Source organism: Sphingobium psychrophilum (assembly GCF_012927105.1).
Classification (GTDB): Bacteria; Pseudomonadota; Alphaproteobacteria; order Sphingomonadales; family Sphingomonadaceae; genus Sphingobium; species Sphingobium psychrophilum.
Genome location: NZ_JABBFV010000009.1, coordinates 156,671 through 172,043 on the forward strand (window position 1 = coordinate 156,671; position 15,373 = coordinate 172,043).

The 15,373-nt window shown below is 66.8% G+C and carries 10 protein-coding genes; 2 read left to right on the forward strand and 8 right to left on the reverse strand.

The window, feature by feature from the left end:
• Positions 1-3: 3 nt before the first annotated feature.
• The 8 genes from addA to HHL08_RS14195 all read right to left on the reverse strand — a co-directional run bounded on the left by addA (position 4) and on the right by HHL08_RS14195 (position 13,176).
• Positions 4-3,471 carry a double-strand break repair helicase AddA gene (gene addA / locus HHL08_RS14160; protein ID WP_169573786.1) on the reverse strand — a complete coding sequence of 1,156 codons (3,468 nt, stop codon included), beginning with the start codon at positions 3,469-3,471 and terminating at the stop codon, positions 4-6.
• Entirely contained in the window at positions 3,452-6,421 is a 2,970-nt protein-coding gene (addB, locus tag HHL08_RS14165) for a double-strand break repair protein AddB (protein ID WP_169573787.1), read from the reverse strand. Before addB ends, addA begins: the two co-directional genes overlap by 20 nt.
• A complete protein-coding gene (locus HHL08_RS14170; protein ID WP_169573788.1) occupies positions 6,414-7,124 on the reverse strand; it encodes a nucleotidyltransferase family protein in 711 nt (236 codons plus the stop codon). The genes addB and HHL08_RS14170 overlap by 8 nt, the downstream gene beginning before the upstream one ends.
• Positions 7,121-8,107 (reverse strand): aminoglycoside phosphotransferase family protein, encoded by a 987-nt coding sequence (locus HHL08_RS14175; protein WP_169573845.1) that lies wholly within the window; start codon positions 8,105-8,107, stop codon positions 7,121-7,123. The genes HHL08_RS14170 and HHL08_RS14175 overlap by 4 nt, the downstream gene beginning before the upstream one ends.
• On the reverse strand, positions 8,104-8,523 hold the full coding sequence (gene tsaE, locus HHL08_RS14180) for a tRNA (adenosine(37)-N6)-threonylcarbamoyltransferase complex ATPase subunit type 1 TsaE (RefSeq protein WP_169573844.1): 420 nt from the start codon (positions 8,521-8,523) through the stop codon (positions 8,104-8,106). The genes HHL08_RS14175 and tsaE overlap by 4 nt, the downstream gene beginning before the upstream one ends.
• Before the next feature lie 31 nt (positions 8,524-8,554).
• Complete coding sequence (locus tag HHL08_RS14185) at positions 8,555-10,903, reverse strand: sensor histidine kinase (RefSeq protein ID WP_169573789.1); 2,349 nt, start codon at positions 10,901-10,903, stop codon at positions 8,555-8,557.
• A 152-nt stretch (positions 10,904-11,055) separates the two neighbouring features.
• Positions 11,056-12,474 (reverse strand): adenosylhomocysteinase, encoded by a 1,419-nt coding sequence (gene ahcY, locus HHL08_RS14190; protein ID WP_169573790.1) that lies wholly within the window; start codon positions 12,472-12,474, stop codon positions 11,056-11,058.
• Between the two features lie 141 nt (positions 12,475-12,615).
• Positions 12,616-13,176, reverse strand: coding sequence for a YqgE/AlgH family protein (locus HHL08_RS14195; protein WP_169573791.1), 561 nt, complete (start codon positions 13,174-13,176; stop codon positions 12,616-12,618).
• A gap of 143 nt (positions 13,177-13,319) precedes the next feature.
• On the opposite strand from HHL08_RS14195, the gene HHL08_RS14200 reads away from it, so the two are divergent.
• Complete coding sequence (locus HHL08_RS14200) at positions 13,320-13,802, forward strand: peroxiredoxin (protein WP_169573792.1); 483 nt, start codon at positions 13,320-13,322, stop codon at positions 13,800-13,802.
• A 93-nt stretch (positions 13,803-13,895) separates the two neighbouring features.
• Entirely contained in the window at positions 13,896-15,350 is a 1,455-nt protein-coding gene (locus tag HHL08_RS14205; protein WP_169573793.1) for an AMP nucleosidase, read from the forward strand.
• The last annotated feature ends 23 nt before the right edge of the window (positions 15,351-15,373 follow it).

A 15,373-nucleotide genomic window follows, 5' to 3' on the forward strand; every position in this document is an offset into this window, starting at 1 on the left:
TATCTAGGACGGGCGCGCATCTGGCTCAACGGGCGAGAGCAGCAAATTCTCCTGCGCGGGCACATAGCCCGGCTTGTGCGCCGCCAGCGGCCCGAGTCCCGGCTTGTGTGCCGCCAGCAGAGCGGGCGGCAGGACGATCAGGCGCGGCGCGCTGGTGTAGAGCAGCCCCGCCTCGATCGCCCGGTCGGGAAAGATCACGCCCAGCGCCGCGACATAGGCGGCCATCTGCCGGATATGAGCGGTCGGCACTTCGGCCAGGGTGAGCGGCGCGACCCGCCCGGTCTTGAAATCGACCAGCTGGATGCGATCCGCGCCGATGCACAGCCTATCGACGGTGCCGGCGATCACCGCCTCCCCCACCACGGCGGCGATCGGCGCCTCGGCCAGCGCGTCGGGGCCGAACAGCGCGGCGAAGTCCGGCGCGTCGATCACCTTGATCGCCTGGTCGATGACGTCATGACGTTGCGCGGCATCGGCTACGCCCTGCTGGACCAGCCAGCGATCTGCCGCATCGCGTCGCCGATCGGCGGGCAGGTCGGGCAGCCGTTCGAACAGAGCATGGAGCCAGCGCCCCCGTTCGGCCGCGGCGCGCATCGCCTGCGTCGGCGGCGGATAGGGCACGTCATCCTCCACCGGGGCGGACGGCGCGAGCGGCCGGGGCGGACGCGATTCGGCCGGAGCCGGCTCGCGCAGCCAGACGGGCTGGACGATCGGCATCGATGCGCGTGCCTCTTCCGCCTCCGCCTTGCGCGGTTCCAGCTGCTCGGTCCCGCGCCAGAGGCGCACCCCGCCCCACAGCGGATCGGCTTGCCAATCGGCACCCAGCGAAATCATCGCGCCTTCGACCGCCGCATACCAGCTTTCCGGCTTCACCTCCCCCTTGGCGCGGGGGCCGAGCGATCCGGCGACGACCAGCTTTTCCTCCGCGCGGGTCAGCGCGACATAGAGCAGCCGCCAATGCTCCTCCCGCTCCACTTGCGCGGCGGCTTCTGCAACCTCGCCAATCGGTCCCTGCCGTTCGGCCTTGCGCGGGGCCAGGATCGGCAGGCCGTTCCACAGCAGCGAATCCGATCGATTGCCGGCATCGGGATCGAGGCAGGCGTCGGCCAGGATAACGATCGGCGCTTGCAGCCCCTTTGCGCCATGCACGGTCAGCAGGCGCAGATTGTCGCCCTGCGCCGCGGCATCGCGCACGATCTCCACCTCGCCCCGGTCGAACCAGTCGATGAAGCGCTGGAGCGAAGGATGATCGTCGCTTTCGAAGGCGAGCGCGGCATTCAGCAATTCCTCGATCGGATCGGCGGCCTCGGTCCCCAGTCGTTCGACCAGCCGCCTGCGGCCGTCCATCGGGCCGGACAATATCGCCTCCAGATAGCGATAGGGGGTGGTGAAATCCGCCACCGCCAGCAGATCGCGCAGCGGCTTCAAAGTCGCATCGTCCATCGTCTGCTGGAGATGCCGCCACAGGCCGCCTTTGCGGCCGATCAGCCGCACCATCAGTTCGTCCTGCGTCCAGCCGATCAGCGGCGACACGAGCAGCGAGGCAAGGTTCAATTCATCCTCCGGCTGCACCGCAAAGCGCAGCGCGGCGAGCAGGTCGCGCACCGCCAGCGGCGCGTTCAGCCGCAGCCGGTCGATCCCGGCCACCGCTACCTTCTCCTCATAAAGCCGCGCGACGATCAGCCGCGCCAGTTCGCTGCGGCGGCGCACCAGGATCATGATGTCGCCCGCGCGCACCGGCCGCCCCCGGCTTTCCAGCATCAGCCCATCGTCGATCCACTGTTTGATCTGCCGCGCGATCTTGCCGGCCAGCACCCGTTCCTGATCGGCGGCCCAATCCTCCTCGCCTTCCGCATCTTCGGACAGGCCGGCGACGACCGGCTTCCACAATTGCACCTCGCCTGGATGACGATTGGCGCTGACATGGCGCACCTCGCCTGCGTCCATGCCCAGCCGTTCGGCGCGCAGCGTCGAGATGGTGCGGTCCACCACGTCCAGCACGGCGGGCGTCGAGCGAAAACTCTGGTCGAGCGACAGGTTGAAGAAATCATGCCCAGATTGGTCCGCGTCGCGTTGGAACAGGATACGGGCGGCTGCGAAATTGGCCGGGCTGGTGCCCTGGAAGCCAAAGATCGCCTGTTTGAAATCGCCCACGGTGAAGATAGTGCGGACCTTTTGCCCCGCGTCCCATTCGGTTGCGAAAAACTCTTCGGCCAGGGTGCGGACGATCCGCCATTGCGCGGCGTTGGTGTCCTGCGCCTCATCCACCAAAATATGGTCGATCCGCTGGTCCAGCTTGTAGCGTATCCACTCGGCGATGCCCGGCTGTTCCAGCAGGGCGGCAGTGCGGGCGATCAGATCGTCGAAATCGACCGCGCCCGCCAGCCGCTTCGCCTGGGCATAATCGCGCGCATAGGCCCGCCCGGCATGGAGCGCCTGGCCCAGCAATGCGGCATAATCGGCGCGCAGCTTCATCGCGATCAGCGCGCCGCATGTGTCGTAAAGCCGCTTGGCCATCTCGCCATAGCCGTCGATCGGCGGAACGAAGCCCTTGCTCTCTAGAAAATCACCGTCCGCCTTGCTCCAGGCGCGATGGAGGTCCGCCAGCGTCGTCGCCCGCCCCACAGCGTCCAGCCCACGCCAGGCGGCGATACGGTCGCACCGTTCCAGCCCGCGCCCCTTGCCCCATTCGACATTGGCGCGCACGATCCCGTCCAGCGTGCGCATATCGAACATCGCGTCCGAACATTGGTCGCCAAGCCATTGATCGATATCGCCTTCAGGCATCTCCAACTCTGTCGCCAGCCACGGCCCGATCGCGTCGGGCAGGTCGTTCAGCGCATCGCCCTTCGCCGCGCAGCGCAAAAGAAACTGCTCCGCCCCGCCCTCACCCAGCCGCAGGCTGATCGCCTGCAACGCGCCGATCAGCGCGTCATCGTCCCCGTCATGCGCCCGCACCGCCATGTCGGCCAGGGTCTGCCGCGCCAGGCTGGATTGTTCGCGCTGGTCGAGCGGGCGAAAGCCCGGCGTCAGGTCGGCTTCCAGCGGAAAGGCGGTCAGCAATTGCTGGCAAAAGCCGTGGATGGTCTGGATGCGCAGCCCGCCGCCGGTCGATTCCAGCACTTCGGCAAAGAGCCGGCGGGCCTGATCCTGCTGCTCCGGCCCATGATCCTCGCCCAGCGCCATCAGATCCTTGGCCAGGTCGATGCCATCCATCTGCACCCAGGCAGCCAGGCGATCATGGATACGATCGGCCATTTCCGCCGCGCCCGCCTTGGTGAAGGTCAGGCAAAGGATATTTTCCGGCCGCACGCCCTGCAACAGCAGGCGGAAGACGCGCGCGGTCAGCACATGGGTCTTGCCGGTGCCTGCCGATGCCGACAGCCAGACATGGGCGTCGGGCGCGGCGGCGCGGGCCTGATCGCCCAGCAACTTTTGCAGCGCGCGGGTCTTAGCCATCGTCGCGGCCATACCATTCCTCCAGCCGCATCAGCTGGTCATAATCGCCATAATTGGCGACTTCGGGGTTGATTTCCGCGCGGAAGGGGGTGGTTCCAAGCAGGAAGGCATCAGCCACCGCCTCGAAATGTTCATGGGCGTGCGCGGTAAACTGGTCGGTGACGATCTTGTCGCGCTTGCCCATCGGATCGACCGGCCGTTCGCGATAGCCGAACTGGTCGCCCTTTTTGGCAAGTGACCAATATTCGAAGTCGCCTGCTTGCGGATTGGGACCAAGGCCGTCGAACCCGCCCAGTTCCGCGATGATGCCGAGCAGCCCCAGTTGCAGCGAAAAGCCCGCCTTCACCTGACGCGCGCTGGGTGGTTTGCCGGTCTTGTAATCGATGATGCCGATGCGCCCGTCGGCCAGCCGATCGATCCGGTCGGCCTTGCCCATCAGCGTGACCCCGGCGATGTCGGCGCGGCCTTCCTTCTCCACCGCCAATATGGTGCGGCCCTCCGCCTTGTCGCTGGCGACCTGCGCTGCGATCCAGCGGATCGCCTCGATTAGGCGCGGCTGCCACAGCGCTTTGAGCAGGGGATGGACTTCGGGCTGATCGAACATGGCGCGGGCGCGCGATTCCAGATCGGCGGGGTCGAGCGTGCCCGCCTCCGCCCAGCGCTGGAGAATGTCGTGGACCGCCGTCCCGCGCCAGGCCGGTCCGGCATCGGCATCGACGGGATCGAGCCGATTGAGGCGTAAAACCCGCTTGGCGTAGAAGGCATAGGGGTCCGCCTTCAGTCGATCGACATCGGTGACCGGGATCACATTGGGCCGAACTGATGCAGGCGGCGCGGGCGCGGGACGGTCGGCGGGGCTATGCCGGCCCGGCGCGTCAATCGCCTGCGCCAGCGTCGCATAACGATCCGCCGTCTTCCATTGCGGTCCGGCCATCGCCTTCAGCCGCAGCCAGAAGCGCGACGCCACCGCCGGCCCGCCGCTGCCCCGGCGCGCGCGGGTGATCAGGACATGCGGCGCGCCCAACGCCCCGGCAAAATCATGCGCGGCCAGGCCAATCCGCGTCTCCAGCCCCGGCAGTCCCAATTCGCGCCGGATGCGCGGCGCGAGCCAAGGGTCGGGTGACGGCAGGCCCGGCCATGTGCCTTCATTGAGGCCGCCCAGGATCATGAGGTCGGCCTGCGTCAGCTGCGCCTCGATCAGGCCCAATATCGTAATGCGCGGATGGCCGCCCTGGGGCGGGCGCACCGACACGCCGCCGAGCATATGGTCGAGCAACACCGGCAAGGCGCGCGGATCGGCCTGCCGCGGGCCTTCGGGCGAGGCGGCCTCCATTTCGGCGAACAGGTCGGCGGCGGCGTGGCCCTGATGGCCCGCCCAGACGGCATCGTTTGAGAGCGCACCTGCCTGTTCACGCAGCGCCGCCAATTGTCCGCTCAGGTCGGCGGCGGCGATAAAGGCGCTCTCCAGCGGCTCCAGCAAGGCGCGCGCCGTCGGCCACCAGTCTCGCACCTGATCCCGCAACACCCTCTGCCGATCGTCGGGGCGCGGATGCATCAGCAGGTCGATACCAACCAACCCCGCCTGGGGCCGCGGCCCGCGCAGCAGCAGGTCGAGAGCGCGCACCCCTTCCAGCCAAGCCAGACGCCATTCGCCCCGCATCACCAGCGGATGTTTGAGCAGGGTGAGCAGCGCCACCGGCGCAAACCGCTCCGCCACCGCCTGCGCCATGGCGATCAACAAAGTGCCGGGCGGCAGGCGCGACAGCGGCAGGCCCGCCGAATCGTCCGCCTCGATGCCCCAGCGGCGCAGATGCGCCGACACCCGTGTAGCCAGTTGCCGGTCGGGCGTCACCAAAGCGGCGGTCCGTTCCGGCGTCTCCAGCGCCTCGCGCAGTGCAATGGCGATGGCCTGCGCCTCCTCGCCCGGCGTCGCCACTTCCAGCGCCTCCACCCCCGCCAGCGATCGGTCGGCGGTCTTCAGGTCGCGCCAGCGGCTCGTCAGCCTGGGCGGCAGCATGGCGTTGGAGATGTTGCGCCCGCGCACCGCCCGCGCATCATGTTCGCTGCCCCAACGCCATAAAGCGACATCGTCCCGCGTCGCGCTCATGCGGTCGAGCAGGCGCTTGAGCGCATATTGGGGATGGCTTTCATGGCCCTGCGGCGCGCAGCCGGTGACCGGATCGGGATCGAACGGGCCGATCGCGTCCCAGGCCGGATCGTCCATATGCTGGTCGAGGCCGGCGAACACCACCATGCCTTTCGGCATCATACCGATCCGGCGCAGCAAGTTGGCGACGGCCGGTGCGGTGGTCGACAGGCCCGCTGCAACGACGAAGCCCGACGGCGGATGGTCCTTCCAGCGTGCCGCCAGCCGGTCGAACAGCCGATTGCGCCGGTCGGCGAGGTCGATGCACCCGGTCCGCGCCAGCTCGCCGGGCCAGCGGGCGATCAATATCTCGAACATCGTCAGCGATGTCTGCCAATGTCTCGACAGTTCGTCGGACAGCGCCAGCGTGCGCAGGGCGCTCACCGGCACGCGCTCCACCTGCATCTGGTCCAGCACCGCGCCCAGCGCCTGTCCCAGCAGCAGCGCCTGACCCGCGTCGATACCCGGATGCGCATCCTGCACCATGCGCGCGAGAATCATCTGGCGGCGCATCGGCGCGATCGCGGGCGGGACGGGGTCGGCCTCCCCCAGCGGATCGAGCGCGCCGCCCACCTGCTCGCCCAGGTCTGGGTCGCCGATTGCGACCAGCCGGGGCAGCAGCAGTCCGCCGCCCGATTGGCGCACAAAGGCGTCGCTGACCGCCCGGATCGCGCGGTTGTTGGGCAACAAGACCATGCCCTGCGCCAGCGCCATGGGATGCCCCCGATGCTGCGCCAGCAGCCCCGCCGCCAGCGCATCGGCGAAGGCGCGATGCGCCGGTATCGTGAAGAGCGCGGGGCGCGTCTTTTCACCCATGAGCGAGCATCGACTCCACCACCGGAATGGCCTGGGGCGTGCCGACGTCGAACCACAGCCCCTGATGCGACACGCCATAGAGCCGCCCCGCTTCGATCGCGCGGTTCCAAAAGATATTGGTGGAAAACACGTCGCCCGGCGGATCGACCAGCAGCGACGGCGACAATATTTGAACCCCGGTAAAGACGAAGGGCGCGACATAGGCGGTCTTGCGCCGGCTCAACCGGCCATTGGCATCCATGTGGAAATCGCCAGGCCCCGTGTGGCAGGTCGCGCGGGCCAAAGGCACCAGCAACAGCAGCGCGTCCATCCGCTCCGGGTTCCAGATCCGCTGCATCATGCCCAGCGTCTCCTGCGCACCGTCGATCCACAGATTGTCGCTATTGGCGCAGATGAAGGGCTTGTCGCCCAGCAGCGGCTTCGCCCGGATAAGCCCGCCGCCGGTTTCCAGCAGCTTGGCCCGCTCGTCCGAAAGGACGAAATCCAGCCCGCATTTGCGCGCCCTGAGATGCGCCTCGACCGTGTCGGCCAGATAATGGACGTTGACGACCACAGTCTTGATGCCGCCCGCCTCCAGCCGGTCGAGCGCATGATCCATAAGCGGCTTGCCCGCCACCTTGACCAGCGGCTTGGGCCGGGTCGCGGTGAGCGGACGCATCCGCTTGCCCAGCCCGGCGGCCATCAGCATGGCGGTGTCGATCATTCGGGGGCGAACTCCGCAAGCGCATGGTGGCGCTGGTCGGCGGGGATGTTGGCGGCGAACCAGTCGGCGACCGGTGCCAGCGCCGGATGAGCCAGGTCGCGCTCCAGCAATCCCCACATGCGCGGCAGGAAAGACAGGTAGCGCGGCTTGCCGTCGCGTTTCCACAGCCGGGTGAAGATGCCGATGATCTTGGCGTTACGCTGCGCGCCCAACACCGCATAGGCGGCGTCGAAATCGGCGGGCGGAATGGCGACCGCCTTGTAATGGGCCAGCATAGCCGCCTCGACCGCCTCCGGCACATCGCGGCGGGCATCCTGCAACAGCGACACAAGATCATAGGCCGGATGGCCCGCCAGCGCGTCCTGAAAATCGAGCAAGCCCAGGCCATGCGAAGCGTCGCGGTCGATCAACATGATATTTTCGGCATGATAATCGCGCAGCACCGTTACCGTCGGGCTGGCGGACTGCTCCACGATGGGCAGAACAGCATCCCACGCCCGCACATAGGCGTGGGCATCCACATCCAGCCCGATCGCCGGGCAATACCAGTCTGTCAGCAGCCCGACCTCGCGCTGATAAACGGCGCGGTCATAGGGCGGCACCTGCGCCGCGGGCAGGCAGTGCAGGTCGGCCAGCAGGTCGATCGCGCGGGCATAGGTCGCCAGTTCCTCCGCCGGATCGGCGTCCAGATGCTCCTTGACCCGCAAGTCGCCGAAATCCTCGATCAGCACCAGCCCCTGCTCCAGATCGCGCGCCAATATCTGCGGCGCGGCAAAGCCGTCTGCCAGCAGATGTTCGGCGATCGCTATGAACGGCCGCGGGTCTTCATGCGGCGGCGGCGCGTCCATCAGCACGGCGCGACGGCCGCCGTCCAGCACGCGAAAATAGCGGCGGAAGGAGGCGTCGCCGGCGAGCGGTACGATGGCGGCGTCACCCCATCCCGCGTCGGCGAGGAAGGCGGGCGCGGCGGCGGGGGGGATCATATCTGTGACCATCGCTCCGTCCAAGCGTCCGGCACGGCCGCTGTCAAGCGCCGCGCGTCATCGCCTGCAAAGTCGATGCTGAGCCGCAGGGCGTGTGACCATAGGGCGTCGCCCAACCGGTCGGGCCATTCGATGATGAGCAGGCTGTCCATCAGATAGTCGCCCAGCGCCAGTTCCTCGGCCTCCGCCGCATCATCCAGCCGGTACAGATCGACATGGGCGACCGGCAGGCGCACTTCCGGCACGTCATAGGGCTGGACGATCGCAAAGCTGGGACTGGGCGCTTCGCCCTCCAGCCCGAGCGCTTCCAACATCCCGCGCGCCAGCGTCGTCTTGCCAGCGCCCAACCCACCTTCCAGCGCGATTACGTCGCCGATCCGGGCGTGGGCGGCGATCCGCCGGCCCAGGTCCAGCATCGCCGCCTCACCATCCAGTTGCGTTACCGCCTCAGCCACGCGGCAGTTCGATCACGGCCATCGTCCCCTGCCCGGCTTCCGACACCAGTTGCAACGTGCCGCCATGCGCCTCCGCCAGTTGTCGTGCAAGCGGCAGGCCGATCCCCGCCCGGCCGCCGTTGCGCGCCTGCCCCGCGCGCGCCGCCGGATCGAATATCGCCGCTTGCTGACCGGCCGCGATGCCGGGGCCATTGTCCGACACGACTATGCGCGCCGTGTCGGCCGTGCCGTCGCCATGGATCAGGATGCGGGCACCCTTGCCGCAATAGCGGATCGCATTTTCCAGCAGATGGTCGATCGCCTGGCCAATCCGTCGCGCATCGCCCTGCACGGCGCCCAGGCTGTCCTGCAACGTCATGTCGATCTCCATGCCCTTGGCGGTCGCATCCATCATCATCCGGCTGGCGCTGGCGCGGACGACGGTGGTCAGGTCGACACGGGCACGATCGATCGGCAGCGTGCCGACTTCGCCCTGGGTCAGGTCCAGCACATTGTCGATCAGCATCGACAGACGCGCCGTGCTCTTGAGGATGCCATCGACATATTCGGTGGCCGATGGGCTCAGTTCCCCGGCATAGCCCGCGCTCATCATCTCGGCGAACCCGGAAATGGTGGTCAGCGGGGTGCGCAACTCATAGCTCATATTGGTGACGAAGGCGGTCTTGACCTTGTCCGCCTGCTCCAGCGCCTCGTTGCGGTCGCGCAGCACCTGCTCGACCCGGCGGCTGTCGGTGACGTCAAGCATGGTGAACAGCGCATTGCCGTCGGGCAGCGGGATAGCGGCAAATTCGAAGATCCGCCCGTCCGCAAAGCCGACATGGCCCATGCGCTGCTTGCGCTCCACCGTCGCCGCACGCACCAGTTCGCGCACCAGATTGGCCTGCTCCGGTTTCGTCAGCTTCGCCTGTACCGCGCGCATCAGATCGTCGATCCGCGGATGACCCGCCAGCAACTCCTCATTCGCGCCCCAGATGGTGCGGAAGCGGCTGTTCCACATCTGCAACCGCCCGTCGGACGAGAAGACGCCGATCGATTCGAACAGATTGTCGAAGGTCGCGGTGCGGACCCGCAGGAGCGTGTCGCGGGCGCTCGACAGATTGACCTGTTCGGTGCGGTCCTCGAAAATCAGCAGCAGCCCGCCATCGGGCAACGGCTGGGCATAGACGCGCAAATGGGTGCCGTCCTGCAACAGCCAGTTTTCCTCCAGCGGCTCAGGCGACAGGAACCATTGCCGCCGCTCCGCGCGCCAGGCGGGGAAATCGCGATGTTCGGGCAGGCGCCGCGCGTCGCGCATCTGGTCCAGCACGCGCTCGAACGGCGGGGCGTCGGCCAGCGCATCCTGGTGCAGGCCAAACAGGCTGATGAAGGGCTGATTCCAGAAGCGCAGCGCCCTGTCGGAGCCGAAACGCGCGACACCAGCGGACAGCCGGTCGAGCAGGTCACGCTGCGCCGCTTCCAGCCGCCGATGTTCGACCCGCGCCTGTTCCAGTTCATGCTGATCGACGGCATAGCCCGCGACGCCCGCCGCCCCCAGCGGCACATCGACCACGCGCATCGTGCGCCGTTCGCCATCGATGGTGGCGGGCACCATGCGTTCGATCGGTTCGTCGCGGGCGATCGCATCGGCCGCGGCGGCTTGCGGCGTCAGGCCCGCGACGGTTTCGACCAGTTCGGTGCCATGGGCGATGACATCGCCCGCGCCTTGCCCGTCGACCGCTCGCACATAGGCGCTGTTGACCAGGCTCAGGCGCAGGTCGGGCGTGCGGTGCCACATCGGGAAGGGCGCGGCCTCGACCAGGCCAGCCAGGGCCTCCAGCGCGTCGCGCAATTGCTCGACATGGCCGCGCAGCGACTGGATTTCCGCCTGGCTGTCGGTCGCGTCGAAAATCCACAGGATGACGCCGCCACTCTCGGCAATGCCCGGTCCGGCCGGCGCGCCGCGGACCAGCAGCAGCCGTGACGATCCCAGCCCCCGCACCGGCAGGGCGAAACTCCTGCCCGCGCGCTGGGCCGAGGCGATCTCCTGCGCCAGCGCGGCCGCATCTTCCGGTTCCAGACCGCCGTCGGGCGCGGTGAGTTCGGACGCGAAGGTCGGCACGCGCGGCTTGCCCAGCCATTTGGCCAGGCGATCGGCCGCTTCGAGCCGTCCGTCGGGATGGATGATGATAGGCGCCGCGGGCGCCGACGCCAGCAGCGTGGTCAGCCGGTCGAGCTTGCCCTGCGCATGGGTGCCCTCGCGCCGCATCCGCTGGCCGCTGACCAGCGCCCACACGGCCGCGCCCAGCCATCCGGCCAGCACGACGCCGAAAATGATCGCGGCATAGGGGGACAATGTCGTCATGACATACGCCCTCCGGCCCGTCGCACCTGCCTGTCCCTGTTCATACGTCGGCTGGGCCTATCCCAGATCGGTCGCACGGCCAAGGCGGCGGACAAGAAAAAAGGGAGGCGTCTCCGCCTCCCCCTTTCGATGTCGCTCGCTGGCGTTTCGGCTCAGTAGCGGTAATGGTCGGGCTTGAACGGCCCTTCCACCGGCACGCCGATATAGTCGGCCTGGCGCTGCGACAGCTTGGTCAGCTTCACGCCGAGCTTGGCCAGATGCAGTTCTGCGACCTTTTCGTCCAGATGCTTGGGCAGGACATAGACGTCATTGCCGTACTGCTCGCTCTTGGTCCACAGCTCGATCTGCGCCAGCGTCTGGTTGGTGAAGCTGGCCGACATCACGAAGCTGGGGTGGCCGGTGGCGTTGCCCAGGTTGACCAGGCGGCCCTTCGAAAGGACGATGATCTTCTTGCCGTCGGGGAATTCGACTTCGTCGACCTGCGGCTTGATCTCGGTCCACTTCATGTTGGCCAGGCCCGCAATCTCGATCTCGCTGTCGAAATGGCCGATGTTCGACACGATCGCCATATTCTTCATGGCGCGCATGTGATCGACGGTCAGCACGCCTTCATTGCCGGTCGCGGTGACGAAGATGTCGGCGCGCGGGGCGGCCTCTTCCATCGTCACGACTTCATAGCCTTCCATGGCGGCCTGCAACGCGCAGATCGGATCGACTTCGGTCACCAGCACGCGTGCGCCGCCATTGCGGAGCGAAGCGGCGCTGCCCTTGCCGACATCGCCAAAGCCAGCGACGCAGGCGATCTTGCCAGCCAGCATGACATCGGTGCCGCGACGGATCGCGTCGACCAGCGATTCCTTGCAGCCGTAAAGGTTGTCGAACTTCGACTTGGTGACGCTGTCGTTCACGTTGATCGCAGGGAAGGGCAGCTTGCCCTTTTTGCTCAGCTCATACAGGCGGTGCACGCCGGTCGTCGTTTCTTCCGAGACGCCCTTGATGCTCGCGACCGTCTTGGTCAGGAAGCCGGGGCGCTCGGCCAGCACGCGCTTGAGCGTCTTGACGAAGATTTCCTCTTCTTCGTTGGACGGCGTGAACAGGTCTTCGCCGGCCTCGACGCGGGCGCCCCACAGGGCGAACATGGTGGCGTCGCCGCCATCGTCCAGGATCAGGTTGCAGACGCCCGATGGATCATTGTGCCAGTCGAAGATGCGCTCGACATAGTCCCAATATTCGTCGAGCGTCTCGCCCTTGATGGCGAACACCGGCACGCCGGACGCGGCGATCGCAGCGGCGGCATGGTCCTGCGTGGAATAGATGTTGCAGGTCGCCCAGCGGACCTGCGCGCCCAGCGCCGTGAGCGTTTCGATCAGCACGGCGGTCTGGATCGTCATGTGCAGCGATCCGGTGATGCGCGCGCCCTTGAGCGGTTGCGACGGGCCAAATTCGGCGCGCAGCGCCATCAGGCCGGGCATTTCGGTTTCCGCGATATCCATTTCCTTGCGGCCAAAGGCGGCAAGGGCGATATCGGCGATCACATAATCCTGCGCCTGGGTGGCGGGTGCAGTGGCCACGAGCGTATCTCCGTCAGCTTAGAATGGAGCCCCGCCAGCGACAAGCACAGCGGCGACAATGGAATGCGCCTTACCAACCGGCAAAGCGCATGGCAACTCATATAAAGATTTCTTTATGTGCCTCCGCGATGTGCTCTCGCGTCAGGCGGACCCGGCGCCGGATACCAGATGCGACGCATCCACCCCGGCCGCGGCGTAGGCCGCCGCCCATTTACGCCGGGTCGGCACGTCGAACAGCAGGTCGGGATCGCCATCGGCCAGAAACCAGCTCTCGCCGTGCATTTCCTGCTCCAATTGTCCCGCGCCCCAGCCGGCATAGCCCAGGGCGACGAGGTAACGGCTAGGGCCCCTGCCCTCCGCGATCGCCTTCAATATATCCAGCGATCCCGACAATCCCCACCTGCCGCCGACATGGACCATGTCCTGCCCGCCCCAGTCGAGTGAATGGAGCACGAAGCCGCGCCGCGGTTCGACCGGGCCGCCGCGCAGCACCGGCATGTCGGGTACCTGGCTGCCGTCGATATCGAAACTTTCGAGCAGTTCGCGCAGGGTGATGCCGTCCATCTCCTCGCCCACCGCGATGCCCAGAGCACCTTCTTCGTCATGGACGCACAGCGCCACCACCGAATGATCGAACCGCATGTCCGCCATGCCGGGAAGGGCGAGCAGGAAATGCCCGCCATAAAAGCGCGTCTGGGTCATGATGCTGAATATAGCCCGCCGCCGCGTCTTGCCAAGGACACATGGTCGCACCGGCGGGGCGTCGTGACATATAACTTGTCTCGCGCCTTGACAGCGGCCCTGCCAGCGCCGACCTCCCGCCCGTCAAAGGCCAGGAGACAGACATGACCATTTCCAAGGGCGATCGCCTTCCCAGCACTACCTTCACCCAGATGACCGAAAACGGGCCCGAAGCCGTATCATCGGCCGATTATTTCGCCGGCAAGACCGTCGCGATCTTTTCCGTGCCCGGCGCCTTCACCCCGACCTGCTCGGCCAAGCATCTGCCCGGCTTCATCGACAAGAGTGAAGCGCTGAAAGCCAAGGGCGTGGACGAAATCGCCTGCACCGCGGTCAATGACGCCTTCGTCATGGGCGCCTGGGGCAAGTCGGCCGGCGCGGAGGGCAAGGTCACCATGCTCGCCGACGGCAATGGCGATTTCGCGCAGGCCGTGGGCCTGACCATGGACGGCAGCAAATTTGGCCTGGGCCAGCGCGGCCAGCGTTTCTCGATGATCGTGAAGGATGGCGTCGTTTCGGAACTCAACGTCGAAGCACCGGGCGACTTCAAGCTGTCGTCGGCCGAACATATGCTCGAACAGCTCTGATTTTTCAGCCGGATGGGCGGACGACTTAAAATCCGCCGCCCATCCTGCACGCTGCGTCTTCCTTCCGTCATGCAAAGACGGTAACAGGGGGCGATGACACAAAGCATCGGCAGCGCAACGGTCACGCAACTTGACCGCATTTACCAGACATCCATCGAAAATCTGCGCGAGGCCATGCGGGCCTATGCCCGCGACGGCAGCGTCCCCCCGGCGACCGCGAAGGCCGACCGGCGCTATTGCTATCCCGAATTGCGCATCACCTATCATGGTGACAGCGACGCGCCGCCGCCGGGCCGCTCTTTCGCCCGCCTGTCAAAGCCTGGCCGCTACGCCACCACGGTCACCCGGCCCGCCATGTTCGCCGATTATCTGGCCGAACAGATTGATTTGCTCGTCCGCGACTATGGCGTGGACGTGGAAGCGGGCTTAAGCGAACAGCAGATCCCCTTCCCCTATGTGCTCGACGGGCTGGACATGAGCGCGCTCGACGGCACCCCGCCGACCGAACTGGCGCGCTATTTCCCCGCGACCGAACTGGCGGAAATCGGGGACGAGATCGCCGATGGCCTCTTCACGCCCGATGCCGACGGCGACCGGCCGCTTGCCTTGTTCGACGGGCTGCGCACCGACTTTTCGCTGGCGCGCCTCAAACATTATACCGGCACCCCGGCCGAGCATGTGCAGCGCTACATATTGTTCACCAACTATCACCGCTATGTCGATGAATTTGTGGCCTGGGCCTGTGACGAATTGCAGCGGGAGGGCAGCCGCTACACCGCCCTGTCGGGGGCTGGCGGCGTCTATGTGACACCCGAAACTGCCGACCCCGCGCGGATGATCGCCGACAGCGCCTGGCGTCGACATCAGATGCCGGCCTATCATCTGATCGCGCCCGACCGCAGCGGTATCACCCTCGTCAATATCGGCGTCGGCCCGTCCAACGCGAAGACGATCTGCGACCATCTGGCCGTCGTGCGTCCCGAAGCCTGGCTGATGATCGGCCATTGCGGCGGCCTGCGCCCCAGCCAGAGGATCGGCGACTATGTGCTGGCCCACGCCTATCTGCGCGACGATCATGTGCTGGACGAAATGCTACCGCCGGAAATTCCGGTGCCGGCCATCGCTGAAGTGCAGGTCGCGATGGCGCAGGCGGCCGAGGCCGTGCTGGGCCACAGCGACCCGGAGGATTTCAAGCGCCGCCTGCGCACCGGCACCGTCGTCACGACCGACGATCGCAACTGGGAATTGCGCTATTCCAGCTCCGCCCTGCGCTTCAGCCTGTCGCGCGCGGTCGGCATCGATATGGAATCGGCCACCATCGCGGCGCAGGGCTATCGCTTCCGCGTCCCCTACGGCACCCTGCTTTGCGTATCCGACAAGCCGATCCATGGCGAACTCAAGCTGCCGGGCCAGGCCAATCGTTTCTATGAGGAAGCCATCGCCAGCCATTTGCGCGTGGGCATCATGACCTGCGAACTGCTGCGTGAGGAAGGGGCCAAGCTGCACAGCCGCAAGCTGCGCGCCTTCAACGAGCCGCCCTTCCGCTAAGCCCATGGCCGCCCTCGGAACGG

Excerpts from the sequence above, each read along its gene's own strand:
- HHL08_RS14200 (WP_169573792.1), top strand. The coding sequence starts at position 13,320 with ATGACCATTTCCAAGGGCGATCGCCTTCCCAGCACTACCTTCACCCAG.
- HHL08_RS14185 (WP_169573789.1), bottom strand. The coding sequence starts at position 10,903 with ATGACGACATTGTCCCCCTATGCCGCGATCATTTTCGGCGTCGTGCTG.
- HHL08_RS14170 (WP_169573788.1), bottom strand. The coding sequence starts at position 7,124 with ATGATCGACACCGCCATGCTGATGGCCGCCGGGCTGGGCAAGCGGATG.
- addB (WP_169573787.1), bottom strand. The coding sequence starts at position 6,421 with ATGGGTGAAAAGACGCGCCCCGCGCTCTTCACGATACCGGCGCATCGC.
- HHL08_RS14205 (WP_169573793.1), top strand. The coding sequence starts at position 13,896 with ATGACACAAAGCATCGGCAGCGCAACGGTCACGCAACTTGACCGCATT.
- HHL08_RS14195 (WP_169573791.1), bottom strand. The coding sequence starts at position 13,176 with ATGACCCAGACGCGCTTTTATGGCGGGCATTTCCTGCTCGCCCTTCCC.
- tsaE (WP_169573844.1), bottom strand. The coding sequence starts at position 8,523 with ATGCTGGACCTGGGCCGGCGGATCGCCGCCCACGCCCGGATCGGCGAC.
- addA (WP_169573786.1), bottom strand. The coding sequence starts at position 3,471 with ATGGCCGCGACGATGGCTAAGACCCGCGCGCTGCAAAAGTTGCTGGGC.
- HHL08_RS14175 (WP_169573845.1), bottom strand. The coding sequence starts at position 8,107 with ATGATCCCCCCCGCCGCCGCGCCCGCCTTCCTCGCCGACGCGGGATGG.